This is a genomic window from Streptomyces sp. NBC_01381, from assembly GCF_026340305.1.
Lineage (GTDB): Bacteria > Actinomycetota > Actinomycetes > Streptomycetales > Streptomycetaceae > Streptomyces.
Window position 1 is genome coordinate 1,159,553 of the sequence record NZ_JAPEPI010000002.1, and the last position, 25,070, is coordinate 1,184,622.

Genomic DNA, 25,070 nt, shown 5'->3' on the forward strand with positions numbered 1-25,070 from the left:
ATACCCTGGAGGGCGACCTGTCCCCTTCGACCCGAGGATTCGCGACCGCCGTGTTCGATACTCTCTCCGACCGCCTCGCAGCGACATTCAAGAACCTCCGGGGCAAGGGCCGCCTGTCCGAGGCGGACATCGACGCCACGGCCCGCGAGATCCGCATCGCCCTGCTCGAGGCGGATGTCGCGCTGCCCGTCGTCCGTGCCTTCATCAAGCAGGTCAAGGAGCGCGCCGCCGGAGCCGAGGTCTCCCAGGCGCTCAACCCCGCCCAGCAGGTCATCAAGATCGTCAATGAGGAGCTCATTGGCATCCTGGGTGGCGAGACGCGACGCCTGCGGTTCGCCAAGAACCCGCCCACGGTGATCATGCTCGCGGGTCTGCAGGGTGCCGGTAAGACCACCCTCGCCGGAAAGCTCGGCCTCTGGCTGAAGAGCCAGGGCCACTCCCCGCTGCTCGTCGCCTGTGACCTGCAGCGGCCCAACGCCGTGAACCAGCTGTCCGTCGTCGCCGAGCGCGCCGGCGTCGGCGTCTACGCGCCCCAGCCGGGCAACGGCGTGGGCGACCCGGTCCAGGTCGCCAAGGACTCCGTCGAGTTCGCCACGTCCAAGCAGTACGACGTGGTCATCGTCGACACCGCGGGACGCCTCGGCATCGACCAGGAGCTGATGGTGCAGGCCGCGGACATCCGCGACGCCGTCAGCCCCGACGAGGTCCTCTTCGTCGTCGACGCGATGATCGGCCAGGACGCCGTCAACACGGCGGAGGCCTTCCGTGACGGCGTCGGCTTCGACGGTGTCGTGCTCTCGAAGCTCGACGGTGACGCCCGTGGTGGTGCCGCGCTTTCGATCGCGCAGGTCACCGGGCGCCAGATCATGTTCGCCTCGAACGGCGAGAAGCTGGACGACTTCGACGCGTTCCACCCGGACCGCATGGCGTCCCGCATCCTCGGCATGGGCGACATGCTCACGCTCATCGAGAAGGCCGAGCAGACCTTCTCGCAGCAAGAGGCCGAGAAGATGGCCTCCAAGCTGGCGAGCAGCAAGGGCAAGGACTTCACGCTCGACGACTTCCTGGCCCAGATGGAGCAGGTCCGGAAGATGGGCAGCATCAGCAAGCTGCTCGGCATGATGCCCGGCATGGGGCAGATCAAGGACCAGATCAACAATCTGGACGAGCGGGACGTCGACCGGACCGCCGCGATCATCAAGTCCATGACGCCCGCCGAGCGGCAGGACGCGACGATCATCAACGGCTCGCGCCGTGCCCGTATCGCCAAGGGTTCCGGCGTCGAGGTCAGCGCCGTCAAGAACCTGGTCGAGCGGTTCTTCGAGGCCCGCAAGATGATGTCGCGGATGGCCCAGGGCGGCGGCATGCCGGGTATGCCCGGGATGCCGGGCATGGGTGGCGGCCCCGGCAAGCAGAAGAAGAAGCAGAAGCAGGCCAAGGGCAAGCAGCGCTCCGGCAACCCGATGAAGCGCAAGCAGCAGGAGCTGGAGGACGCCGCCCGCCGCGAGCAGGCGGCTCAGGAAGGCGGCGCCTTCGGTCTCCCCGCGGGGCAGCAGGACAAGGACTTCGAGCTTCCCGACGAGTTCAAGAAGTTCATGGGCTGACGCCTCGTATGTCGTACGCCGCCTGAGGCGCCCCTCTCCGGAGAGGGGCGCCTCAGGCGTTTTCGGAGCGAGTGCCCGGCAGGTGTTTGTGTCGTAACGTCCGGATATGAGCAACCCTGTGCCACCGCGCCGGGCGCCCGACAAGCCCTGGCGCTCCGAGGGCGCGCCCCCGCCCGAGCCCAAGCCGCCGCCCAAGAAGAAGATGCCGGGCGGGTGGGGCGGGCTCATCCTCACGGCGCTCATCGTCTATCTCATCGCCAACCTCGTCCTCTCCTTCTTCAACGAGGGCGACGAGCCGACGATCTCGTACACGGAGTTCAGCAAGCAGGTCGACTCCGGGAACGTCACGAAGATCTACGCCAAGGGCGACGCGATCCAGGGGCAGCTCAAGAAGGAGCAGGAGAAGCCGGGCGACGAGAAGGGGACGTACACCAAGTTCACCACCCAGCGGCCCGCCTTCGCCGACGACAAGCTCTGGGACGAGCTGACCGAGCACGCCGTCACCGTCACCGCCGAGCCCGTCGTCCAGGAGCGCAGCTTCCTTGCGAACCTGCTCATCTCGCTCGCCCCGATGCTGCTGCTCGTCGTCCTGTGGATCTTCATCGCGCGGCGGATGCGCTCGGGGATGGGCGGCGCGGGCGGCATGCTCGGGCGGAAGGCGCCGCCGAAGCCGGTGGAGCTCGAACCCGGCGAGCAGCGCACCACCTTCGACGACGTGGCGGGCATCGACGAGGTCCAGGGCGAGCTCAGCGATGTCGTCGACTTCCTGAAGAACCCCGAGGCCTATCGCACCATGGGCGCGAAGATGCCGCGCGGCGTGCTGCTCGCGGGTCTTCCGGGCACCGGCAAGACGCTCCTCGCGCGGGCCGTGGCCGGTGAGGCGGGGGTGCCCTTCTTCTCGGCGTCCGCCTCGGAGTTCATCGAGATGATCGTGGGCGTCGGCGCCTCACGCGTACGCGAACTCTTCGCCGAGGCCCGGAAAGTCGCGCCGTCCATCATCTTCATCGACGAGATCGACACCATCGGGCGGGCGCGCGGCGGCGGCAGCGGCATGGGCGGTCACGACGAGCGCGAGCAGACGCTGAACCAGATCCTCACCGAGATGGATGGTTTCTCGGGCTCCGAGGGCGTGATCGTCCTCGCGGCCACCAACCGTGCCGACATCCTCGACCCCGCCCTGACCCGGCCGGGCCGCTTCGACCGGGTCGTCACCGTCAGCCCGCCCGACCGCGGCGGCCGCGAGGCCATCCTCAAGATCCACACGCGCGAGATCCCGCTCGCGGACGACGCCGACCTGGCCCAAGTCGCCCGTACGACACCGGGGATGACCGGCGCGGAGCTCGCCAACCTCGCCAACGAAGCCGCCCTGCTCGCCGTCAAGCGCCAGCAGAAGAAGGTCACCCAGTCGGATCTCTCCGAGGCCCTGGAGAAGGTGCAGCTCGGGGCCGAGCGGCCGCTGGTCATGCCCGACGAGGAGCGGCGGCGCACGGCGTACCACGAGAGCGGCCACGCGCTCCTGGGCATGCTGCAGCCGGGCGCCGACCCGGTACGGAAGATCACGATCGTGCCCCGGGGGCGCGCACTCGGCGTCACCCTGTCGACCCCGGACGCCGACAAGTACGCGTACACGGAGGAGTATCTGCGCGGCCGCATCGTCGGCGCGCTGGGTGGCATGGCGGCCGAGCACGTCGTCTTCGGTGTCATCACGACGGGCGCCGAGAGCGACCTCGAACAGGTCACCAACATCGCCCGCGGCATGGTCGCCCGCTGGGGCATGAGCGAGCGTGTGGGGCGTCTCTCCGCTCTGCCGAACGACGGCCAGCAGCCCTATGGACTCGCGGCGGCCCCGGGCACCCTCGACGCGATCGACCACGAGATGCGCCGCATCGTCGACGAGTGCTACGAGAGCGCGTGCCGCCAACTCCGGGACCACCGCGGCCAACTGGACGACCTGGCCGAGGCGCTGCTCGCGAACGAGACCCTGGAGGAGGCGGCCGCCTACCGTGTCGCCGGCATCACCCGGTTCACCAAGGACGCCGACTAGGCAGCCGGTTCGGTGGCGAAGCGGGACCCGAGCTCCCCCCGGAGATGCCCCGGGGGGAGCTTCCTGCCGTACAGGACCAGCAGCAGGTCCTGCGCGGCGCCGGTCAGCGGTGTGCCGCTGCCGTAGCTCCAGTCGAGGTCGTCGGCGCGCAGTTCGACCCCGCCGACGTCCGCCCCGAAGAACTTGGTGCTCTTGGGCGTGACCTTCTTAAGAAGGATGCGTACGCGGTCCAGGGGAACCCTGCGGTCGAGCCCCAGGGCGACCGAGATGTCGAGGCCGTGGACCACGTCGTGCCCCAGCGCCCCCTCGATTCCGGCGGTGGGCGGCTGCCAGGGGTGCTCCGCGTTGTCCCTCAGGAACGCGGCGAGCTCCCTGGGGGAGGAGGCGGCGGCGTCCCTGCGGGCGCAGCGGTCGGTCATCCGGTGCAGGCTGCCGCGCGCCCTGACGAGCTCGGCCAGGGTCCTGGGGAGCGAGTACCGGAAACCCAGCGACATGTGCGCCGCGACCTCCCGCACCCGCCACCCCGCGCACAGGGTCGGCGCGTCCCACTGCGGTGACGGCAGGCCGTCGAGCAGGTCGGCGAGGTCTCGGCGTTCGGCGGCGATGGCGGTTCTGATGTCCACGCCTCCAGGGTCGCGAGCGCTCGGCCATAAGTCCAAGAGCTGGATCTTCTCGCGGCTAGCATGCCCAGTTATGGAACTCCGGCAGCTGCAGTACTTCGTAGCCGTGGTCGAGGAGGCCAACTTCACCCGCGCCGCGGCCCGTCTGCATCTGGCCCAGCCGGGGGTGAGCGCCCAGATCCGGCAACTGGAACGGGAGCTCGGCCAGCCCCTCCTGGACCGCTCGGGACGGTCGGTGACCCTCACGGAGGTGGGGGCGGCCGTCCTGCCCTACGCACGGGCCGCGCTCGCCGCCGCCGATGGGATGCGGCACACCGCGGACGCGTTCACCGGACTGCTGCGCGGCCAGGTCACGCTCGGCCTCGTGTCCGGCGCGGCCACCCACGAGTTCGACGTGGTCTCCGTGCTCGCCGACTTCCACGACGCCCACCCGGATGTCGAGATCGCCCTCACCGAGGACACATCGGACCGGATGCTCGCCGCGCTGCGCCGCGGGGAACTCGACATCGCCCTGCTGGGCCTCGCGGACGAGGAGCCGCCGCCGGGCGTCTCCCTCCGGCTCGTGATCGACGAACCCCTGGTCGCCGTCGTGCTCCCGGGCGACCCGCTGCTCACCCCCGCGGGCCGTACGACCGTTCCGCTGGCGGAGCTCCGGGACCGACCGCTGATCAGCCTGCCGCGGGGGACCGGCCTGCGCGGGGTGCTCGACCGGGCCTGCGCGCAGGCCGGCGTCCGGCCCCGCATCGCCTTCGAGGCGGCGGCACCGCAGGTGCTCGTCCAACTCGTCGTCCGTGGCCTGGGTGTGGCCGTGCTGCCGGCGCTCGAACCCCGTACGGCGGCCGCGTACGGGCTGCGCACCCTGGAGATCACGGATCCGCGGCCGCGGGGCCGGATCGCGCTGGCCTGGCGCACGGACGGGCCTGCGGGCCCTGCGGCCAGGGCCCTCCTGGAGCGGCTCCAGGAGGCTCTGGGCTAGGGCGTACGCGCGATCAGGTACCGGAACACGTTGGGCATCCACAGCGTCCCGTCCCGCCGCTGATGCGGATGCAGCGCCTCCGTCACCTCCTTCTCGACCTGCGCCTGATCCGTCGCGCCCACCGCGGCGTCGAACAGGCCCGTCGAAAGGAGGCCGCGGACCGCGCTCTCGGTGTCCGCGTATCCGAAGGGGCACGCCACACGGCCCGACCCGTCCGGCTTGAGCCCGGCCCGCTGGGCCACCTCCTCCAGGTCGTCCCGGAGCGCGGGGCGCCAACTCCCCGTACTACGGAGAGGGTCGGCGAGCTTGGTCGCCACCTTCAGTACCGAAGAGGTCGTGCAGCGCTCCGGCGGACCCCAGCCGGCGAGCACCACGGGCGTGCCGCGCCCGGCGAGCGGTGCGGCGGCCTCCAGAAGGGCGGAGAGGCCCTCGGAGTCGCCCGCCATGCAGCCGATCGGCTGGAACGCGGTCACCAGGTTGTACGCGGGTACGTCCGGCCCCGCCACGTCGGCGGGACCACCCTCGACGAGACGGGTGTCGCCGCGCGGGCGTGTGCCCAAGGCCGCGTCGGGCAGCAGGCGTTCGCGCGCGAGGGCGAGCCGCTCGGGCGCGGACGGGTCGACACCGGTGACGGCCGCACCGCGTGAGGCAGCCATCAGGAGGGCGAGTCCGGAGCCGCAGCCGAGGCCGAGGAGCCGGGTCGCGCCGCCCACTTCGAGTCGTTCGTACACCGCTTCATAGAGCGGAACCAGCATCCGTTCCTGGATCTCCGCCCAGTCACGCGCGCGTGCGCGCCGGTCCACGCGGGGGGTCGTGCCCGCGCGGGGACGGCGCGGCTGCGCGAGTGTAGGTGTCATCGAAAGCGCCCCAATCCGCCGAGAGTTACTGGAGTGTCGTATTCCAACGGTTCGTCCGCCCCCGTGCAGTGCGCTCGCACTCCCCCCGTATGCCAGAGAACTCCGCATCCGTCGTGGCGTCCAGGGGTTGTGTGGCAATGCTTGCGTGCCACCGTTGTGCGCCCCCTGGAGGCGTAAATTCCGCGCCCTGCGTGAGGCTCCGCCGTACCATGCGCGCCATGGCCAAAGCACCCGTTCTCACGCCCCGGGCGGAAGACTTTCCGCGCTGGTACCAGGATCTGATCAACAAGGCCGAGCTGGCCGACAACGGGCCGGTGCGCGGCACCATGGTGATCCGACCGTACGGCTACGGCCTGTGGGAGCGGATGCAGCAGGACTTGGACGCCCGCATCAAGGAGACGGGTACCCAGAACGCGTACTTCCCGCTCTTCATCCCCCAGTCGTATCTGACCCGGGAGGCCCAGCACGTCGAAGGCTTCGCCCCCGAACTGGCCGTCGTCACGCACGGCGGCGGCAAGGAGCTGGAGGAGCCGGTCGTCGTCCGCCCCACCTCCGAGACGATCGTCAACGAGTACTTCTCCAAGTGGGTGCAGAGCTACCGCGACCTGCCGCTGTTGATCAACCAGTGGGCGAACGTGGTCCGTTGGGAGCTGCGGCCCCGCCTCTTCCTGCGCACGTCGGAGTTCCTCTGGCAGGAGGGCCACACCGCCCACGCGACGCGGGAGGAAGCACGCGACTTCGCGGCCCGCATCCACGAGCACGTCTACGGAGACTTCATGCGCGAGGTCCTGGCGATGGACTTCGTCCTGGGCCGCAAGACCGCCCGGGAGCGCTTCGCGGGCGCCATCAACACGCTCACCCTCGAAGGCATGATGGGCGACGGGAAAGCCCTCCAGCTCGGCACGAGCCATGAGCTCGGCCAGAACTTCGCCAAGGCCTTCCACACCCAGTACCTGTCCAAGGAGGGCAAGCAGGAGCTCGTCTGGCAGACCTCCTGGGGCAGTACGACACGGATGGTCGGCGCCCTGGTGATGATGCACGGCGACGACAACGGCCTGCGGGTGCCGCCGCGCCTCGCGCCCGTCCAGGTCGTCGTCCTCGCCATCAAGGGCGACGAGGCGGTGCTCGCGAAGGTCCGCGAGATCGGCGACCGCCTCAAGGCGGCGGGCGTACGCGTCCAGGTCGACGACCGCACGGACACACCCTTCGGGCGCCGTGCCGTCGACTGGGAGCTCAAGGGGGTGCCGGTCCGCGTCGAGGTCGGCCCGCGCGACCTGGAGAACGGCACGGCGATGGTGGCCCGGCGCATCCCGGGCGGCAAGGAACCGGTCGCGATCGACTCCCTGACCGCGCTGCTGCCCACCGTCCTCGAAGAGGACCAGAAGCTGCTCCTGGCACAGGCCCGCGAGCGCCGCGAGTCCCGCACCTCGGACGTCACCACCATCGACCAGGCAGTGGAGGCCGCTGCCGCCGGCGGCTGGGCCCGCATCCCGTGGGCCGCGCTGGGCCCGGAGGGTGAGGCGGCGCTCGCCGAGCACTCCGTCTCCGTACGGTGTCTGGTCGCGGAGGACGGGTCGGTGCCGGACGCCGATGAGACCCGCGGTAACGTCGCTGTCGTGGCCCGCGCCTACTGAGTGCGCGATTCCGGCCGTACGCCTCTTCAGGCGACACGGGCCCCACGGGAGCCGGTAGGACGTACGCGCTACTACGTACCGGCTTGTTGTGAGCTGCGAGGCTTCTCCGCAGATCAGCGCACCCGCCCTCGTCCGGACGCATCAATGGCAACTGACGGGTACGTGCAAATTATTTGGGATGCCCCGGAATGGAACCCCTGGGCACCCCGGCTCGTTGTTCACGACGTGAGCACGACACCACCTGTTCTCGCCGCAGAGCTGGCACAGGCGTGGGCCGACATTCAGCGGCACCACCCCGAGCTGCCAGACCTTGCCGCGCCCGAATCCCTGATCGGAGAATCGTCGTCCGCCTGCGGCGCCGAGCTCTCCTTCGAGCGACTGCTCCATGAGGCAGTCCATGGCATCGCCGCCTCACGCGGCGTACGCGACACCTCACGCGCGGGCCGCTATCACAACCGCAGATTCCTCGCGATCGCCGAGGAGATGGGCCTTGACCATCCCGAGGAGCCGCACCCGAGCAGCGGCTTCTCACTGGTCACGCTCAACCCCGAGGCGCGCAAGCGCTACCGCCCGACGATCGAGCGCCTGCAGCGTGCCCTCAAGGCGCACACCGCGGCGACGGCCGCCGACACGGCGCGCAGCTTCCGGGGCCCGGCCGCCCGGCACGGTTCCTCCGGGGGCGGAGTCCGCGTCAAGGCGGTCTGCGACTGCGGGCGCAACGTGCGCGTGGTCCCGTCGGTGCTCGCCCAGGCTCCCATCGTCTGCGGCGGTTGCGGCAAGCCCTTCCGCATCCCGGAAGTGGTCGGCGCCGCCGCCGGCTGACACGGCTGAGCTGGACCGGGACGACCGACCAGGTTCGGTCGTCCCGGAGGCGTATGGCACAATGGCTAGCTGTACTCGACAGCCGCATAGGAACCCTCTCGCCTCCGGCTGACGCGTCCATCGGGCACCCCGAGTACCGCAACCCCACGTGGCATCTCGTTGTGCCCAACCACGTCAAGACCAGGAGACACCACTCCAGTGGCAGTCAAGATCAAGCTGAAGCGTCTGGGCAAGATCCGTTCGCCTCACTACCGCATCGTCGTCGCCGACTCCCGTACCCGCCGTGACGGCCGGGCCATCGAGGAGATCGGCCTGTACCACCCGGTGCAGAACCCCTCGCGCATCGAGGTCGACTCGGAGCGCGCGCAGTACTGGCTCTCCGTCGGCGCTCAGCCGACCGAGCCGGTCATGGCGATCCTGAAGCTCACCGGTGACTGGCAGAAGCACAAGGGCCTGCCGGCCCCGGCGCCGCTGCTCGTCGCCGAGCCCAAGGACAAGCGCGCCGCGTTCGAGGCCTTCACCAAGGGCCTCGAGGGCGACGACGCCAAGGGTGAGGCCATCACCCAGAAGGCCAAGAAGGCTGACAAGAAGGCGGACGAGGCCGACAAGGCTGCGTCCACCGAGTCGACCGAGGCCTGAGCATGCTCGAGGAGGCTCTCGAGCACCTCGTGAAGGGCATCGTCGACAACCCCGACGACGTGCAGGTCGCCTCGCGCAACCTGCGTCGTGGGCGCGTTCTGGAGGTCCGGGTACACCCCGACGACCTCGGCAAGGTGATCGGCCGTAACGGCCGCACCGCGCGGGCTCTGCGGACCGTCGTGGGCGCCATCGGCGGCCGCGGTGTCCGCGTCGACCTCGTCGACGTGGACCAGGTTCACTGAACCGCACGCAGCACCGGCACGGGCCGGGGAGGGCTTCTGGGCCTTCCCCGGCCCGTAGTCGTTTGTAGCCGCCGACGGAGGAACGCCGTGGGCACACGACAGGAGAGAGAGCAGTGCAGCTGGTAGTCGCGCGGATCGGACGCGCCCACGGCATCAAGGGTGAGGTCACCGTCGAGGTGCGCACGGACGAGCCGGAACTGCGGCTCGGGCCCGGCGCCGTCCTGGCCACCGACCCCGCTTCCACGGGGCCGCTGACCATCGAGACCGGCCGGGTGCACAGCGGCCGTCTGCTGCTGCGCTTCGAGGGCGTACGCGACCGCACGGGCGCCGAGGCGCTGCGCAACACGCTGCTGATCGCCGAGGTCGATCCGGAGGAGCTTCCGGAGGACGAGGACGAGTACTACGACCACCAGCTGATGGACCTCGACATCGTCACCAAGGACGGGCTCGAGGTCGGCCGGATCACCGAGATCTCGCACCTGCCCTCGCAGGACCTCTTCATCGTCGAGCGCCCCGACGGCAGCGAAGTGATGATCCCCTTCGTGGAGGAGATCGTCACGGAGATCGACCTGGAGGAGCAGCGGGCGATCATCGACCCGCCGCCCGGCCTGATCGACGACCGCGCGGAGATCGTCTCCACGCGCGACGCCGAAGCCGCCCCGGAGGGCGACGCCTGATGCGGCTCGACGTCGTCACGATCTTCCCCGAGTACCTGGAACCCCTGAACGTCTCCCTCGTCGGCAAGGCACGCGCGCGTGGACAGCTGGACGTGAACGTGCACGACCTCAGGGAGTGGACGTACGACCGGCACAACACGGTCGACGACACCCCCTACGGCGGCGGTCCCGGCATGGTCATGAAGACCGAGCCCTGGGGCGCGGCCCTCGACGACGCGCTCGCCGACGGGTACGAAGCGGGCGCCCACGGGCCGGTCCTGGTCGTCCCCACGCCCAGCGGCCGCCCCTTCACCCAGGAACTGGCCGTCGAGCTCTCCGAGCGGCCCTGGCTGGTCTTCACGCCCGCACGCTACGAGGGCATCGACCGCCGCGTCATCGACGAGTACGCGACCCGGATGCCCGTCTACGAGGTGTCGATCGGCGACTACGTCCTGGCGGGCGGCGAGGCGGCCGTCCTGGTCGTGACCGAGGCCGTGGCCCGGCTCCTGCCCGGTGTCCTGGGCAACGCCGAGTCCCACCGCGACGACTCCTTCGCCCCCGGAGCGATGGCGAACCTCCTCGAAGGGCCCGTCTACACGAAGCCCCCCGAGTGGCGCGGCCAGGGCATTCCGGACGTGCTGCTCAGCGGCCACCACGGCAAGATCGCGCGCTGGCGCAGGGACGAGGCGCTGCGTCGCACGACCCGCAACAGGCCCGATCTCATCGAGCGTTGCGATCCCGCTGTCTTCGACAAGAAGGACCGCGAAATGCTCAGCATCCTGGGCTGGCGGCCCGGTCCCGACGGCCGATTTGGGCGACACCCCGAGGCCGTGGAAGAATAGGCCGCTGCTGTACGTCCAGCGTGCGCCCCTGCCACAGGGGGAACGACGCTCGCCCGACGCGATCAGCTATCGAATCCTCATCACGAATCTCCCGCTGATGACCTGTGGCATCAGTGAAGAAAGCAGACGATCATGGCTAACCTGCTCGACTCCGTCGACAGCGCTTCGCTGCGCACCGACGTCCCGGCCTTCCGCCCGGGTGACACCGTCAACGTCCACGTGCGCGTCATCGAGGGCAACCGCTCCCGTGTGCAGCAGTTCAAGGGCGTAGTCATCCGTCGCCAGGGTGCCGGCGTGCGCGAGACCTTCACGGTCCGCAAGGTCTCCTTCTCCGTCGGCGTCGAGCGCACCTTCCCGGTGCACACCCCGATCGTCGAGAAGATCGAGCTCGTCACCCGCGGTGACGTGCGTCGCGCGAAGCTGTACTACCTCCGTGACCTGCGCGGCAAGGCCGCGAAGATCAAGGAGAAGCGCGACAGCTGAGCTAGCGCACTGGTTCACATCGGAGCCGGATAGCATCTGGCTCCGATGGACACCGAAGCACAGCACACGGAGCGCGACCGCTCCTCCCCACCCACCGATTCCCAGGACGCCGAGCGCGTCGGGGAGTCCGCGGGGGCGGAGGATCGGTCGCGCTCCGCTTTTATGTCGTTCGTCGCATGGCTGCCCGGTGGCAGAGCCACCCTCACCCTGCTCATCTGCACGGTGTTCCTGCTGCTGGTCAGCACCTTTGTGGTGCAGCCGTTCCAGATCCCCAGCCGCTCGATGGAGCCCGCGTTCCGGGTCGGAGACCGGGTACTCGTCAACAAGTTGGCGTACCGTTTCGGTTCCGAGCCGCAGCGGGGTGACGCTGTCGTCTTCGACGGCAGCGGTTACTTCGGAGATGCCGACTACATCAAGCGGGTCGCAGGAGTGGGGGGAGACCGCGTGGTCTGCTGCGACAAGCGGGGGAGGATCAAGGTGAACGGCGAACCCGTCGACGAGCCCTACCTGTACCCGGGGGACGCCCCCTCCAAGGTGCCCTTCGACGTCGTCGTACCCGAAGGCAGCCTGTTCCTGCTCGGGGACCACCGCAGCGACTCCCGTGACTCCCGCGACCACTTGGGGCAGCCGGGCGGCGGAATGATCCCCGTCGACTCCGTCATCGGCAGAGCCGACTGGATCGCCTGGCCCATCGGACGCTGGACCTCCCTGGAGCGTCCCGGCGGCTACGCACGCGTGCCGGCACCAGGCGGCGCGCATGGGTAACCGCGGACGCACACGCGCCAGCCATCGCGCCGACACCCGGCTGCCCACCGGATCCCGGCCCACCAGCGGACCCGTACTGCCCGGAAGGGCCGAGCGGCGCAAGCTCGCCAAGAAGGTCAAGCGGCGCAGGCAGCGCTCGGCGATCAAGGAGATACCCCTCCTCATAGGCGTCGCGCTCCTCATAGCCCTGGTCCTGAAGACCTTCCTGGTGCAGGCCTTCGTGATCCCGTCGGGCTCGATGGAGCAGACGATCAAGATCGGCGACCGCGTACTCGTCGACAAGCTCACCCCGTGGTTCGGCGCCAAGCCGGAGCGCGGCGACGTCGTCGTCTTCGAGGACCCCGGAGGCTGGCTCGAGGACGAGAAGGGCAAGAAAAAGGACGACCCCGTAGGCGTCAAGCAGCTCAAGGAGGGCCTGACCTTCATCGGTCTGCTGCCCTCCGACAACGAACGGGACCTGATCAAGCGCGTGGTCGGCGTCGGCGGCGACACCGTGAAGTGCTGTGACAAGGACGGCAAGGTCACCGTCAACGGTGTGCCGCTCACCGAGCCGTACATCCACCCCGAGGACAAGGACGAGCCGTCGTCCTTCGAGTTCAAGGTGAAGGTCCCTGAGGGGCGCCTCTTCGTGATGGGTGACCACCGCTCCGACTCGGCCGACTCCCGCTTCCACCGCACCGAGAAGTTCAGCGGCACCGTCTCCGAGGACAGCGTGGTCGGGCGCGCACTCGTCATCGCCTGGCCCTTCGACCACTGGCGCAAGCTGGAGGAACCGGATACGTACGCGTCGGTGCCCGACGCGCCAGCGGGATCGGACGTCGCCCTCGGACCGTCGCATAGGGTGGCTCCTGGTCATCGATACGGATTGACCGGACTCCCGACCCCTGCGGAACTCCCGCTCGTTATGGGAGTGGTGGGCCTGCATCGCATATGGGGCAGGCAGCGGCACGGACTGAGGAGTGGATGTGGGGGATGTGGCGGTCGGCGCACGGTCCGGACACGGTGGGCCCGAGGAGCAGCCAGGGCGATCAGACGAGCCGGAGGTCGAGGCCGCAGCGGACGGCGTGAGCCCCGGAAGTGACACCGCGGGCGACGAGCCCGCACCCGCTGAGCCGGACGGGAAGCCGGCCAAGGGCGCGAAGAAGCCCCGCTCCTTCTGGAAGGAGCTGCCGCTCCTCATCGGTATCGCGCTGATCCTGGCGCTGGTGATCAAGACCTTCCTGGTGCAGGCGTTCTCGATTCCGTCGGACTCGATGCAGAACACCCTGCAGCAGGGCGACCGGGTCCTGGTCGACAAGCTGACACCGTGGTTCGGCTCGGAGCCCGAGCGCGGCGAGGTCGTCGTCTTCAGGGACCCCGGTCACTGGCTGGACGGCGAACCGACCCCCGACCCGAACGCGATCCAGCGGGTCCTCGGCTGGGTCGGCCTGATGCCGTCCGCCGACGAGAAGGACCTGATCAAGCGGGTCATCGCGGTCGGCGGCGACACGGTTGAGTGCAAGGGCACGGGACCGGTGAAGGTCAACGGCAAGGCGCTGAACGAGCCGTACGTCTTCGAGGGCAACACCCCGTGCAGCGTCGACGACCAGGGCGGTCAGTTCAAGGTCACCGTGCCCGCGGGCAAGATCTGGGTCATGGGCGACCACCGGCAGAACTCGCTGGACTCCCGCTACCACCAGAACCAGCCGGGCGGCGGCGCCGTCCCCGTGGACAATGTCGTGGGCCGTGCCATCGTGATCGCCTGGCCGCCCACCCGCTGGGCGACGCTGCCCAAGCCGGACACCTTCGACCAGCCGGGCATCAGCGCCGCGCTGAGCGCCGCACCGGGTGCCCTCGGGCTCGCGGGTGCCGTGCCGGTCGTGCTGTGGCGCAGGCGCCGTCTCACGGCGGCCGCGGCCGGGAGCACGAGGGTTTCTGGCGGAGGTACCGCCGGGTAGGGTGCCGTCCCAGATCGCTGATCTTCCGTACCCCTGTTCGTTGGGGCGCGAGGTCGTCTCCGACATGGGGGAGCACTGGGATGAGCAGGACACAACGTACGGACGAGGGCCGCGGGCGGCTCGGCAGCGTGCTGTCGGGACTGGCCGTGGCCCTCGGCTGTGTGCTCTTCCTCGGCGGCTTCGTGTGGGGCGCCGTCGTGTACCAGCCCTACACCGTGCCCACCGGGTCGATGACGCCGACGATCGGCGCGGGGGACCGGGTCCTCGCCCAGCGGATCGACGGGAGCGAGGTGCGCCGCGGTGACGTCGTCGTCTTCCGGCAGGCGAGCTGGGGCGACCTGCCGATGGTCAAGCGCGTGGTCGGCGTCGGCGGCGACCGGATCTCCTGCTGCACGGACGGCAAGCTGGTGGTCAACGGCAAGCAGGTCGCAGAACCGTATCTCCCCGATGGCGCGGGGGTCGCGGCCACCGGGATCCCCGCCACGACCGTGCCCAAGGGCCGGCTCTTCCTGCTCGGCGACGAGCGCAGCGGCTCCCTGGACTCCAGCGTGCACCTGGGCGACGGCGAGCACGGCTCCGTGCCGCGCGGCGCGGTCGAGGGGCGGGTCGACGCGGTTGCCTGGCCGATGGGCAAGTTCGGGATGCTGGAGCGCCCCGACGGCTTCGCGGACATGTCGGGCGGCATCTCCGATCCGGGCCCGCTGCAGCTGATGGTGACCGCCGTGGTGTCCGGAGCGGTCCTCGTCCTGGGCGGTGCCGCCTATGGTCCGGTGGCCAAGCGTCTTGGCCGCGGGCGTGAGCGGGCGCGCAGCCGTGGCCGTTCGGGAGAGGCAGCCCATGTCGGCTGAGCGGACGGCGCGGCCACTGCGCAAGGTCGCCAGGGTCGTTCTCCTCGACCCGCAGGACCGGATCCTGCTGCTGCACGGGTACGAGCCGGGGAATCCGGCGGACGACTGGTGGTTCACGCCCGGCGGCGGTCTGGAGGGCGACGAGACGCATGAACAGGCCGCGCTGCGTGAACTGATGGAAGAGACGGGCATCACCGAGGTCGAGCTCGGCCCCGCCCTGTGGCAGCGGATCTGCTCCTTCCCCTTCGCCGGACGGCGCTGGGACCAGGACGAGCGGTACTTCCTGGCTCGTACGTCACAGACGGCGACCAGGCCCACAGGGTTGACGGAGCTTGAACAGCGGAGTGTGGCCGGAGCGCGTTGGTGGACGTGCCAGGAACTGACCGAGGCACATGAGACGGTGTATCCGACCAGGCTCGCCGAGTTGCTTCGCAGGCTGCTCGACGAGGGTCCTCCGGGCAGGCCCGAGATCCTCGACACGGAAATCGTGTAGGGGCTCAGGGGGCTGACGCACAATAGGGGGACGCAAGGCTGAAGGGGAACATGCCATGAGCGCCGAGGACCTCGAGAAGTACGAGACCGAGATGGAGCTGAAGCTCTACCGGGAGTACCGCGATGTCGTCGGTCTGTTCAAATATGTGATCGAGACCGAACGGCGCTTCTACCTCACCAATGACTACGAGATGCAGGTGCACTCGGTCCAGGGTGAGGTTTTCTTTGAGGTATCCATGGCGGATGCCTGGGTGTGGGACATGTACAGGCCCGCACGTTTTGTGAAGCAGGTGCGGGTGCTCACGTTCAAGGACGTGAACATCGAGGAGCTCAACAAGAGCGATCTCGAGCTGCCGGGAGGCTGAGTTCACCGCATCGGGTGAGCGGGTTATCCACAACGCGTGAGTCGTCCACCAAGATCCACAAGGCCCGGGACCGAGCCTCAATGTGGGTGTCGGAGGTGGTGCCGACATGAACGCACGGGGGGCACTCGGGCGGTACGGCGAAGAACTGGCCGCGCGGCGGCTCGGTGAAGCCGGAATGACGGTTCTGGCGCGCAACTGGCGCGGCGGCAGGACCGGTGAGATCGACATCGTGGCCATGGACGGCGAAGCGCTCGTCGTCTGCGAGGTCAAGACGCGCAGGGCGGGCCTGACGGGCTCGGCGATCTATCAGCATCCGATGGAGGCCGTGGGTCGCGCCAAGGCGGAGCGGCTGCGGCGCTTGGCCGAGCGCTGGATCGAGGAGCGCGGCGGTCCACCGCCGGGTGGAGTCCGGATCGACCTCGTCGGCGTGCTGATCCCGCGGCGTGGCGCCCCCGTCGTGGAGCACGCGCGGGGGGTGGCCTGATGGGGTTCGCGCGTACGTGTTCGGTGGCGCTGGTGGGCGTCGAGGGCGTCGTCGTCGAGGTGCAGGCCGATCTGGAGCCGGGCGTCGCCGCGTTCACGCTGGTCGGGCTCCCCGACAAGAGCCTGACGGAGAGCAAGGACCGGGTCAGGGCCGCCGTGGTCAATTCTGGGGGTGAGTGGCCCCAGAAGAAGCTCACGGTGGGGCTCAGCCCGGCTTCGGTGCCGAAGGGCGGCAGCGGATTCGACTTGGCTGTGGCCTGTGCGGTGCTCGGGGCCGCGGAGCGGATCGATCCACGGGTGCTCGCCGACATCGTGATGATCGGCGAGCTGGGGCTCGACGGGCGGGTGCGGCCGGTCCGCGGGGTCCTTCCGGCGGTCCTCGCGGCGGCCGACGCGGGCTATGAGCAGGTCGTCGTCCCGGACTGCACGGCGGCCGAGGCGGCCCTGGTGCCGGGCATCTCGGTGCTCGGGGTGCGCAGCCTGCGGCAGCTGATCGCGGTGCTCACCGATGAGCCGGTGCCGGTGGAGGAGCCGGACGAGCCGGGGCGCCCCGACCCGCTGCTCGCCGGGCTCTGTGTCCCCGGAACGGGGGTCGGGACGGGGCTCAGCGGCGGCTTTGACGACGCCCACGCGCTGGACCTGGCGGACGTGGTCGGGCAGGTGTCGGCGCGGACCGCAGTGGAGGTGGCCGCCGCGGGGGCGCACCACCTCTTCCTGCAGGGGCCGCCGGGCGCCGGAAAAACGATGCTCGCCGAGCGGCTGCCGGCGATCCTGCCCCGGCTCACCCGCGAGGAGTCCTTGGAGGTGACCGCCGTCCACTCGGTGGCGGGCATGCTGCCACCGGGCAAGCCGCTGGTGGACGTCGCGCCGTACCACTCCGCGACGATGCAGTCCCTCGTGGGCGGCGGCAAGGGGCTGGCACGGCCGGGGGCGGTCTCATTGGCTCACCGTGGCGTGCTCTTCCTCGACGAGGCGCCGGAATTCAGCAGCCAGACACTGGACTCCTTGCGCCAGCCCCTCGAAGCGGGCCATGTGGTGATCGCCCGCAGCGCGGGAGTGGTGCGGCTGCCCGCGAAGTTCCTGATGGTCCTTGCGGCCAACCCTTGCCCGTGCGGCAGGCACACCCTGCTGGGCGACGGCTGCGAATGCCCTGCGTCCGCGGTCCGCCGCTACCAGGCGCGGCTTTCGGGGCCGCTGCTGGACCGGATCGACCTGAAGGTCGAGGTGGAGCCCGTCACGCGATCCGAACTGTCCGGGTACGGCACGCGGGGCGACTCCACACAGACCGTCGCGGACCGGGTGCGCACCGCCCGGGAGAGAGCGGCGGCCCGGCTCGCCGACACCGGCTGGCGGACGAACAGCGAGGTCCCCGGACATGCGCTGCGTACGCGGTGGCCAGCCGAACCGGGCGCCCTGGACGCGGCCGAAGTGGACCTGGAGCGCGGCTTCCTGACCGCACGGGGGCTCGACCGTGTGCTGCGGGTCGCCTGGACCGTCGCGGACCTCGCGGGCCGCGATCGGCCCTGCGCCCAGGACGTGGGCCTGGCGCTGCAGCTGCGTACGGGGGTGTCGCGGGGCGTGCCGATGGCGATCGGGGCGCTGACATGACGTCCGGATCCGCCTCGGACGAGGAGCGCCTGGCCAGGGCCGCCCTGACCCGGATCCTCGAACCGGGGGACGAGGTGGGCGGGCGGTGGCTGCGGGAGGCCGGGGCCCTCGAAGTGGTGCGGCGGCTCGTCGAGGGGGAGGAGCGTCTCGACGGTGTGACACCCGCGCGGTGGGAAGGGCTGCGGGCCCGTGCGGAGCGGGCGAGACCGGCCCGGGACCTGGCGGTGGCGCGGGATGCCGGGGTGCGGTTCGTCTGTCCCGGGGAGCCGGAGTGGCCCGTGCAGTTGGACGACCTCGGGGACGCCAGACCGGTCGGGCTGTGGGTGCGGGGGCGGCCCAGCCTGCGGATATGGGCGCTGCGGTCGGTGGCCGTGGTCGGCGCGCGGGCCTGCACGGAGTACGGCGCGCACATGGCGGCAGGCCTCGGCGCGGGGCTCGCCGAGCGGGGCTGGGTCGTCGTCTCGGGCGGGGCCTACGGGGTGGACGGTGCGGCGCATCGGGGTGCGCTCGGGGCGGGCGGTGCCACGGTGGCGGTGCTCGCGTGCGGGGTCGACCGGCCCTATCCGCGCGGGCACGCCGAGTTGATCGGGCGGATCGCGGAACAGGGGCTTGTGGTCGGGGAGTTGCCGCCCGGGGACCATCCGACGCCGAGCAGATTCATCCTCCGGAACCGAGTGATCGCCGCGCTCACCCGGGGCAGCGTCGTCGTCGAAGCGGCGTACCGCAGCGGCGCGCTCGTCACGGCGCGCTGCGCCCAGGACCTCGGCCGCTACACGATGGGGGTGCCGGGCCCCGCCACCAGCGGCCTCTCGGCGGGCGTGCATGAACTCCTGCGCGGCGAGGGTGTTCTGGTGACCGACGCCGCGGAAGTCGTCGAGCTGGTGGGGGACATGGGCGACGTGGCGCCGCAGCGGCGAGGCCCGGTGGTGCCGCGCGATCTGCTCGCCCCTCAGGCCGCGCGCGTCCTGGCCGCGCTGCCCGCCCGCGGGAGCGCGGGGGCGCGGGAGATCGCGCTGGGGGCAGGCACGGCGGTGGACGAGGTTGTCGGTCGGCTGTACGAGTTGCGCTCACTGGGGTTCGTCGAACGACACGGCGATGGCTGGCAGTTGACACGCCAGGCGATTCTGTCGGTCTTCTCGAAGAGAGGGGGGTCGTGACGGAACGTGTTCGGCCGTCCGGATGAATCCCCGATGGCCTTGGGAATTCACGCAGTTGGCGCTCCGGGGTCGTCACGCATTGCGATGAGGGGGACTCTCCGGGGCGTCAAGCGGAACGTATCTGCGTACGCGCGATCCCATACTCTTCGCACACTGCAACACTCCAGTCACGCTACGCTCACAAGGATTCCGGCGCGGACAGGCAATCAGACGGACAACCTCATTCACTTCACGCAAGTTCACCTCACGGGTCCGAGTGACTCCACCAGTACACGGCAGAACGGCTCAAGGCGACGAATGCCCCAGCACACCTCAGGGTCCGACCGGGCGGCAGCTCCCCCCGCCGCCCGTAGCGGCGAGCGGGAGCGGCCTCCCGCACCCTCGTCGCTGGACGAGCTGTGGCGGTCGTACAAGGCGACGGGGGACGGCCGGCTGCGCGAGCAACTGATCCTGCACTACTCACCCCTGGTGAAGTACGTCGCGGGTCGGGTGAGTGTGGGGCTTCCGCCCAATGTCGAGCAGGCGGACTTCGTCTCGTCCGGGGTGTTCGGGCTCATCGACGCGATCGAGAAGTTCGACATCGAGCGGTCCATCAAGTTCGAGACGTACGCGATCACGCGGATCCGTGGCGCGATGATCGACGAACTCCGGGCGCTCGACTGGATTCCCCGGTCAGTGCGGCAGAAGGCGCGCAATGTCGAGCGGGCCTACGCCACGCTCGAGGCGCAGTTGCGGCGTACGCCGTCGGAGAGCGAAGTCGCCCATGAGATGGGGATCGCGCTGGAGGAACTGCACGCGGTTTTCAGCCAGTTGTCGTTGGCGAACGTGGTGGCCCTGGAAGAGCTGCTGCATGTGGGCGGCGAGGGCGGCAACCGGCTGAGCCTGATGGACACGCTCGAGGACACCGCGGCCGACAACCCCGTCGAGGTCGCGGAGGACCGAGAGCTGCGGCGCCTTCTCGCGCGGGCGATCAACACGCTGCCGGAGCGGGAGAAGACCGTCGTCACGCTCTACTACTACGAGGGGCTCACCCTCGCGGAGATCGGCAATGTGCTCGGCGTGACGGAGAGCCGGGTGAGCCAGATCCACACGAAGTCAGTGCTGCAGCTGCGGGCGAAGCTGGCGAGTTTTGGCCGCTGAGCCCGCTGAATCGGTCCTGCCGTCGGCTGCGCCGGGCGGGGCGTGCGGTGGGCGCTCGGGGGCGTATCGACTCCCGTGTCGGCGATCGCGTCCGTAGAGTGGACGTGTGCCAAGGATTCGAGCGGCCTCTGTGGCCGAGCACCGGTCGATGCAGCGCGGCGCCCTGCTGGACGCTGCGCGGTCCCTGCTGTCCGAAGGCGGTACGGAGGCGTTGACCTTCCCCGCCCTCGCCGAGCGCACCGGGCTCGCCCGGTCCTCCGTGTACGAGTACTTCCGGTCGCGGGCCGCGGTCGTCGAAGAGCTCTGCGAGGTCGACTTTCCCGTCTGGGCGGCGGAAGTTTCGGCGGCGATGGAGCGGGCGGAGTCGGCCGAGGGCAAGGTCGAGGCGTATGTGCGGCGGCAGCTGGATCTGGTCGGGGACCGTCGGCACCGGGCCGTTGTGGCGATCTCCGCTGCCGAGCTGGACGCCGGGGCGCGGGAGAAGATCCGTGCTGCGCACGGCGGGCTTGTCACCATGATCGGCGAGGCGTTGGCCTCGCTGGGGCATGCGGAGCCTCGGCTTGCGGCGATGCTGCTCCAGGGTGTGGTGGACGCGGCTGTCCGGCGGATTGAGCTGGGCGCCGCGGAGGATCCCTCGGCCATCACTGAGGCGGCGGTCGCCATGGCCCTGCGGGGCGTGCGGGGCTGAGGCCCGGTTTCTCGGCACCCGGCAGCGTGCCGGTGGGCACCGCGGCGTCATCGGGACCCGGCAGCGGTGCGTTGTGCCCACCCGTTCCGCCGTGCGGAACGCCTGCCCACAACGGGGGCGGCCTGGGCGGGATGGCGCCCGGTGGAGCGGCTGTCCACAGCGGGGACGGCCTGGGTGGGGCGCTGCCTGGTGGAGCGCCAGCTCAGAGCGGGGGCAGCCTGGGTGGTGTGCCGCCCGGTGGAGTGCCTGCTCGCAACGCGAGCGGCCCGGGTGAGGTGCTGCCCGATGGAGCGCTTACCCACAACGCGGGCGGCCTGAGTGGCGTGCCGCCTCGTGGAGCGCCTGCCCACAACGCGGGCGGCCCGGGTGGGGTGCCGTCCGGTGGAGCGCCTGCCCGCAGAGACAGCAGCGGTAGCTGCGGGAGTACCGGCAGCAAGCGCGACGGAGCTCTTCCCAGTAGCCACGGTGGCAGTAGGCCCAGTGGGTTCAAGTAGGTCTCGCCTCTGCGTAAGCCCCAGTGCAGGCAGCTCTGGGGGCAGTGGTTCGTTGGGAGTTCCAGGGTGCCCAGAGGGGTGCCCGTGGTGATGGAGTCGCCCTTTTTGACCTTGGCCCGTACGGGTTCATAGGTCGTACGCAGTGGGGGATCGCCCGTGGCTTTCAGGTCCACCGAGATCACGCCCCGGCCTGCCACCCGCCCGGCGAAGGACACCGTTCCCGAAGCTGCCGCGCGGACCACCGCCCCCGGTGGTGCGGCGAGGTCCACGCCCCGGTGGCCCGGGCCGTACTCAGTCGCCGGGGGCTCCCAGCCGCGTACCACCAAGGGGTGCACTCCCACGGGCCAGCTGCCGCCCGGCTCACCGGCGGCGGCCGGGAGCGCCGCCGCCATGATCAGTACCGCCAACAGCGCCACCAGGCGCATCTCTCGTCGCATGTGAGACATACGAGAACCGTCCCGCGCCGGGCCCCTCCGCGGGGATCTTGGACCGGATCTGTGGACTACCAGCCGGTTGTGGACAGCGGCGTCACCCGCTACCTCGCGGGTCCCGTACACTTCTTGTGGCGATCCGGGTCACCGGGTCGACTTCGCACGCCCCGACACCAGGCCATGAAAAGCCAGGTGCCAGCGCCTCTCGGTCCTTTGCGGCACGGCGCATCGCGGGCGTCAGGCGCGACCGCCGTCCGGCGGACGCGGCACAACCGAGAACACCAAGGAGTACGGCCATGGCCGTCGTCACGATGCGGGAGCTGCTGGAAAGCGGCGTCCACTTCGGTCACCAGACCCGTCGTTGGAACCCGAAGATGAAGCGCTTCATCTTCACGGAGCGCAACGGCATCTACATCATCGACCTGCTCCAGTCGCTGTCGTACATCGACCGCGCCTACGAGTTCGTCAAGGAGACCGTCGCCCACGGCGGCACGGTCATGTTCGTCGGCACGAAGAAGCAGGCGCAGGAGGCCATCGCCGAGCAGGCGACCCGCGTCGGCATGCCCTACGTGAACCAGCGCTGGCTGGGCGGCATGCTCACCAACTTCTCGACCGTCTACAAGCGTCTGCAGCGCCTCAAGGAGCTCGAGCAGATCGACTTCGAGGACGTCGCCGCGTCCGGTCTCACCAAGAAGGAGCTTCTCGTGCTGTCGCGCGAGAAGGCCAAGCTGGAGAAGACCCTCGGCGGTATCCGCGAGATGTCCAAGGTGCCCAGCGCCGTCTGGATCGTGGACACCAAGAAGGAGCACATCGCTGTCGGCGAGGCCCGGAAGCTCAACATCCCGGTCGTCGCGATCCTCGACACGAACTGTGACCCCGACGAGGTCGACTACAAGATCCCCGGCAACGACGACGCGATCCGCTCCGTCACGCTGCTCACCCGCGTGATCGCCGACGCCGTCGCCGAGGGCCTCATCGCCCGTTCCGGTGTCGCCACCGGTGACTCGAAGCCGGGCGAGAAGGCCCAGGGCGAGCCGCTCGCCGAGTGGGAGCGCGACCTGCTCGAGGGTGACAAGAAGGACGAGAAGGCCGCTGAGGCCGAGGTCCAGACCTCCGCCGAGACGGAGAAGGTCGCCGACGCCGAGCAGGCCGAGGTTCCGGCCGCCGAGGCCGCGGCCGAGGCTCCGGCCGCGGACGCCGAGCAGGCCTGACCTTCACCGGTTCGGTAAGGCCTGGCCTTCACCGGTTCGGTAGTTGACGGCGGGGGCCCGATCGGCCCCCGCCGTTCACCCGTAGACCTTCGTAGATCTTTCAGACTCCGAAAGAGAAATTTTCGATCATGGCGAACTACACCGCCGCTGACGTCAAGAAGCTCCGTGAGCTCACGGGCGCCGGCATGATGGACTGCAAGAAGGCGCTCGACGAGGCCGACGGCAGCGTCGACAAGGCCGTCGAGGCCCTGCGCATCAAGGGCCAGAAGGGCGTCGCCAAGCGCGAGGGCCGCTCCGCCGAGAACGGCGCCGTGGTCTCCCTCATCGCCGACGACAACACCTCCGGCGTGATCGTCGAGCTGAAGTGCGAGACGGACTTCGTCGCCAAGGGCGAGAAGTTCCAGGCCGTCGCGAACTCGCTGGCCGCGCACATCGCCAAGACGTCCCCGGCCGACATCGAGGCGCTGCTCGCCTCCGAGATCGAGGCCGGCAAGACCGTCCAGGCGTACGTCGACGAGGCCAACGCCAACCTCGGCGAGAAGATCGTCCTGGACCGCTTCGCGCAGTTCTCGGGCGCCTTCGTCACCGCGTACATGCACCGCACCATGCCCGACCTGCCCCCGCAGATCGGTGTTCTGGTCGAGCTGGACAAGGCCGACGCCGACCTGGCCAAGGGCATCGCCCAGCACATCGCCGCCTTCGCGCCGAAGTACCTCTCCCGCGAGGACGTTCCGGCCGAGGTCGTCGAGTCCGAGCGCCGCGTCGCCGAGGAGACCACCCGCGCCGAGGGCAAGCCCGAGGCCGCGCTGCCCAAGATCGTCGAGGGTCGCGTCAACGGCTTCTTCAAGGAGGCCACCCTCCTCGGTCAGCCGTACGCGCTCGACAACAAGAAGTCCGTCCAGAAGGTTCTGGACGAGGCCGGTGTCACCCTGAAGCGCTTCTCGCGCATCAAGGTCGGCATCTGAGTCCGTACCGCGATCGACGGTAGACCCCGCTAGGGTCGACAGCGGTCGCCCGCGTACCCCACGCAGTACGCGACGTACGACCGCAGATCTGACGAGGAGGCCATTGCCGAGCATGGGATGCGAACAACACCCCACCGGCAGTGGCCTTCTTCGTATGTGCGCCGAGCAAAAAGAAGCGAGAACTCCATGACCACCAAGGCCGACACGAAGAGCGACGACGGCAAAGTCGCCGGTCGTTTCCTGCTGAAGCTCTCCGGCGAGGCATTCGCCGGCGGGGGAGGCCTTGGCGTCGACCCCGATGTCGTGCACGCCATCGCCAAGGAGATCGCGGCCGTCGTGCGCGACGGAGCCCAGATCGCTGCCGTCATCGGCGGCGGCAACTTCTTCCGCGGCGCCGAGCTGCAGCAGCGCGGCATGGACCGGGCCCGTTCCGACTACATGGGCATGCTCGGCACGGTCATGAACTGCCTTGCCCTGCAGGACTTCCTGGAGAAGGAAGGCATCGACTGCCGCGTGCAGACCGCCATCACGATGGGGCAGGTCGCGGAGCCGTACATCCCGCTGCGCGCCGTCCGGCACCTGGAGAAGGGCCGTGTCGTCATCTTCGGCGCCGGTATGGGCATGCCGTACTTCTCCACCGACACCACGGCCGCGCAGCGCGCCCTGGAGATCGACGCCGAGGCCCTGCTCATGGGCAAGAACGGCGTCGACGGGGTCTACGACTCCGACCCGAAGACCAACCCGGACGCGGTGAAGTACGACGCGCTCGGCTACGGCGAGGTCATCACCCGCGACCTGAAGGTCGCCGACATGACCGCGATCACGCTGTGCCGGGACAACAAGTTGCCCATCCTCGTCTTCGAGTTGCTCTCCGCAGGCAATATCGCGCGCGCCGTCAAGGGTGAGAAGATCGGCACGCTCGTGGGTGACCACGGCACCCGGGTCTGACCCAGGCACGTCCCCCGAGGGATGGACAAAGCCCTGCCTGTCGGACACGGTGCAGGGAAAGAGACGCGACGCAGCCGACGCCCCATGGACTCCCCCTACTTCACCGTGTGGGGGCGCCC

Annotated in this window: 26 protein-coding genes and 1 pseudogene; 24 read left to right on the forward strand and 3 right to left on the reverse strand. The window is 69.8% G+C overall.

Annotated features, from left to right (window positions below; all coding sequences use genetic code 11):
- Positions 1-50 precede the first annotated feature (50 nt).
- Together ffh and ftsH are read left to right on the forward strand one after the other, a co-directional pair.
- Positions 51-1,604 carry a signal recognition particle protein gene (gene ffh / locus OG453_RS27015; RefSeq protein WP_266871108.1) on the forward strand — a complete coding sequence of 518 codons (1,554 nt, stop codon included), beginning with the start codon at positions 51-53 and terminating at the stop codon, positions 1,602-1,604.
- A 106-nt stretch (positions 1,605-1,710) separates the two neighbouring features.
- Entirely contained in the window at positions 1,711-3,648 is a 1,938-nt protein-coding gene (ftsH, locus tag OG453_RS27020; protein WP_266871109.1) for an ATP-dependent zinc metalloprotease FtsH, read from the forward strand.
- Here the strand turns inward: ftsH and OG453_RS27025 are convergent.
- Complete coding sequence (locus OG453_RS27025; RefSeq protein WP_266871110.1) at positions 3,645-4,271, reverse strand: maleylpyruvate isomerase family mycothiol-dependent enzyme; 627 nt, start codon at positions 4,269-4,271, stop codon at positions 3,645-3,647. The two genes, ftsH and OG453_RS27025, sit on opposite strands and share 4 nt — an antisense overlap.
- 70 nt (positions 4,272-4,341) lie before the next feature.
- Between OG453_RS27025 and OG453_RS27030 the strand changes: the two genes are divergently transcribed.
- Positions 4,342-5,244, forward strand: coding sequence for a LysR family transcriptional regulator (locus tag OG453_RS27030; protein WP_266871111.1), 903 nt, complete (start codon positions 4,342-4,344; stop codon positions 5,242-5,244).
- Here OG453_RS27030 and OG453_RS27035 read toward each other — a convergent pair.
- Positions 5,241-6,101, reverse strand: coding sequence for an SAM-dependent methyltransferase (locus OG453_RS27035; RefSeq protein ID WP_266871112.1), 861 nt, complete (start codon positions 6,099-6,101; stop codon positions 5,241-5,243). The two genes, OG453_RS27030 and OG453_RS27035, sit on opposite strands and share 4 nt — an antisense overlap.
- 218 nt (positions 6,102-6,319) lie before the next feature.
- Between OG453_RS27035 and proS the strand changes: the two genes are divergently transcribed.
- From proS to OG453_RS27125, 18 genes are all read left to right on the forward strand, one after another.
- Positions 6,320-7,735 (forward strand): proline--tRNA ligase, encoded by a 1,416-nt coding sequence (gene proS, locus OG453_RS27040; RefSeq protein ID WP_266871113.1) that lies wholly within the window; start codon positions 6,320-6,322, stop codon positions 7,733-7,735.
- A 225-nt stretch (positions 7,736-7,960) separates the two neighbouring features.
- On the forward strand, positions 7,961-8,557 hold the full coding sequence (locus tag OG453_RS27045) for a hypothetical protein (protein WP_266871114.1): 597 nt from the start codon (positions 7,961-7,963) through the stop codon (positions 8,555-8,557).
- Positions 8,558-8,755: 198 nt separating this feature from the next.
- Positions 8,756-9,196: a 30S ribosomal protein S16 gene (gene rpsP / locus OG453_RS27050; protein WP_266871115.1), complete on the forward strand. Its 441-nt coding sequence runs from the start codon at positions 8,756-8,758 to the stop codon at positions 9,194-9,196.
- Between the two features lie 2 nt (positions 9,197-9,198).
- Positions 9,199-9,438, forward strand: coding sequence for an RNA-binding protein (locus OG453_RS27055; RefSeq protein WP_030361979.1), 240 nt, complete (start codon positions 9,199-9,201; stop codon positions 9,436-9,438).
- Between the two features lie 113 nt (positions 9,439-9,551).
- A complete protein-coding gene (gene rimM, locus OG453_RS27060) occupies positions 9,552-10,115 on the forward strand; it encodes a ribosome maturation factor RimM (RefSeq protein WP_266871116.1) in 564 nt (187 codons plus the stop codon).
- Positions 10,115-10,936 carry a tRNA (guanosine(37)-N1)-methyltransferase TrmD gene (trmD, locus tag OG453_RS27065; protein WP_266871117.1) on the forward strand — a complete coding sequence of 274 codons (822 nt, stop codon included), beginning with the start codon at positions 10,115-10,117 and terminating at the stop codon, positions 10,934-10,936. Before rimM ends, trmD begins: the two co-directional genes overlap by 1 nt.
- Positions 10,937-11,068: 132 nt before the next feature.
- Positions 11,069-11,419 (forward strand): 50S ribosomal protein L19, encoded by a 351-nt coding sequence (gene rplS / locus OG453_RS27070; protein ID WP_135334711.1) that lies wholly within the window; start codon positions 11,069-11,071, stop codon positions 11,417-11,419.
- Positions 11,420-11,464: 45 nt separating this feature from the next.
- The gene (lepB, locus tag OG453_RS27075; protein WP_266871118.1) at positions 11,465-12,184 is read left to right on the forward strand and encodes a signal peptidase I; all 720 of its coding nucleotides are present in this window, start codon (positions 11,465-11,467) and stop codon (positions 12,182-12,184) included.
- Positions 12,177-13,265: a signal peptidase I gene (lepB, locus tag OG453_RS27080; protein WP_266871119.1), complete on the forward strand. Its 1,089-nt coding sequence runs from the start codon at positions 12,177-12,179 to the stop codon at positions 13,263-13,265. The genes lepB (OG453_RS27075) and lepB (OG453_RS27080) overlap by 8 nt, the downstream gene beginning before the upstream one ends.
- Positions 13,150-14,121: a signal peptidase I gene (gene lepB / locus OG453_RS27085; protein ID WP_266871121.1), complete on the forward strand. Its 972-nt coding sequence runs from the start codon at positions 13,150-13,152 to the stop codon at positions 14,119-14,121. The genes lepB (OG453_RS27080) and lepB (OG453_RS27085) overlap by 116 nt, the downstream gene beginning before the upstream one ends.
- Positions 14,122-14,201: 80 nt before the next feature.
- A complete protein-coding gene (gene lepB / locus OG453_RS27090) occupies positions 14,202-14,969 on the forward strand; it encodes a signal peptidase I (protein WP_266871122.1) in 768 nt (255 codons plus the stop codon).
- Positions 14,959-15,462 (forward strand): NUDIX hydrolase, encoded by a 504-nt coding sequence (locus OG453_RS27095; RefSeq protein ID WP_266871123.1) that lies wholly within the window; start codon positions 14,959-14,961, stop codon positions 15,460-15,462. The genes lepB (OG453_RS27090) and OG453_RS27095 overlap by 11 nt, the downstream gene beginning before the upstream one ends.
- Positions 15,463-15,517: 55 nt before the next feature.
- Positions 15,518-15,826 carry a DUF2469 domain-containing protein gene (locus OG453_RS27100; protein WP_003965949.1) on the forward strand — a complete coding sequence of 103 codons (309 nt, stop codon included), beginning with the start codon at positions 15,518-15,520 and terminating at the stop codon, positions 15,824-15,826.
- A gap of 106 nt (positions 15,827-15,932) precedes the next feature.
- Positions 15,933-16,310, forward strand: a complete 378-nt coding sequence (locus OG453_RS27105) for a YraN family protein (RefSeq protein ID WP_266871124.1) — start codon at positions 15,933-15,935, stop codon at positions 16,308-16,310.
- The gene (locus OG453_RS27110; protein ID WP_266871125.1) at positions 16,310-17,917 is read left to right on the forward strand and encodes a YifB family Mg chelatase-like AAA ATPase; all 1,608 of its coding nucleotides are present in this window, start codon (positions 16,310-16,312) and stop codon (positions 17,915-17,917) included. The genes OG453_RS27105 and OG453_RS27110 overlap by 1 nt, the downstream gene beginning before the upstream one ends.
- Entirely contained in the window at positions 17,914-19,074 is a 1,161-nt protein-coding gene (gene dprA, locus OG453_RS27115) for a DNA-processing protein DprA (RefSeq protein WP_266871126.1), read from the forward strand. Before OG453_RS27110 ends, dprA begins: the two co-directional genes overlap by 4 nt.
- A gap of 297 nt (positions 19,075-19,371) precedes the next feature.
- Positions 19,372-20,214, forward strand: a complete 843-nt coding sequence (gene whiG, locus OG453_RS27120; protein ID WP_266871127.1) for an RNA polymerase sigma factor WhiG — start codon at positions 19,372-19,374, stop codon at positions 20,212-20,214.
- Between the two features lie 130 nt (positions 20,215-20,344).
- A complete protein-coding gene (locus tag OG453_RS27125; protein ID WP_266873145.1) occupies positions 20,345-20,902 on the forward strand; it encodes a TetR/AcrR family transcriptional regulator in 558 nt (185 codons plus the stop codon).
- A 421-nt stretch (positions 20,903-21,323) separates the two neighbouring features.
- Here the strand turns inward: OG453_RS27125 and OG453_RS27130 are convergent.
- Positions 21,324-21,788: pseudogene (locus OG453_RS27130) on the reverse strand (peptidoglycan DD-metalloendopeptidase family protein); the annotation flags it as partial.
- A gap of 335 nt (positions 21,789-22,123) precedes the next feature.
- On the opposite strand from OG453_RS27130, the gene rpsB reads away from it, so the two are divergent.
- The 3 genes from rpsB to pyrH all read left to right on the forward strand — a co-directional run bounded on the left by rpsB (position 22,124) and on the right by pyrH (position 24,951).
- Positions 22,124-23,038 carry a 30S ribosomal protein S2 gene (gene rpsB / locus OG453_RS27135; protein WP_266871128.1) on the forward strand — a complete coding sequence of 305 codons (915 nt, stop codon included), beginning with the start codon at positions 22,124-22,126 and terminating at the stop codon, positions 23,036-23,038.
- A gap of 128 nt (positions 23,039-23,166) precedes the next feature.
- The gene (gene tsf / locus OG453_RS27140) at positions 23,167-24,003 is read left to right on the forward strand and encodes a translation elongation factor Ts (protein WP_266871129.1); all 837 of its coding nucleotides are present in this window, start codon (positions 23,167-23,169) and stop codon (positions 24,001-24,003) included.
- A gap of 186 nt (positions 24,004-24,189) precedes the next feature.
- Positions 24,190-24,951, forward strand: a complete 762-nt coding sequence (pyrH, locus tag OG453_RS27145) for a UMP kinase (protein ID WP_266871130.1) — start codon at positions 24,190-24,192, stop codon at positions 24,949-24,951.
- The last annotated feature ends 119 nt before the right edge of the window (positions 24,952-25,070 follow it).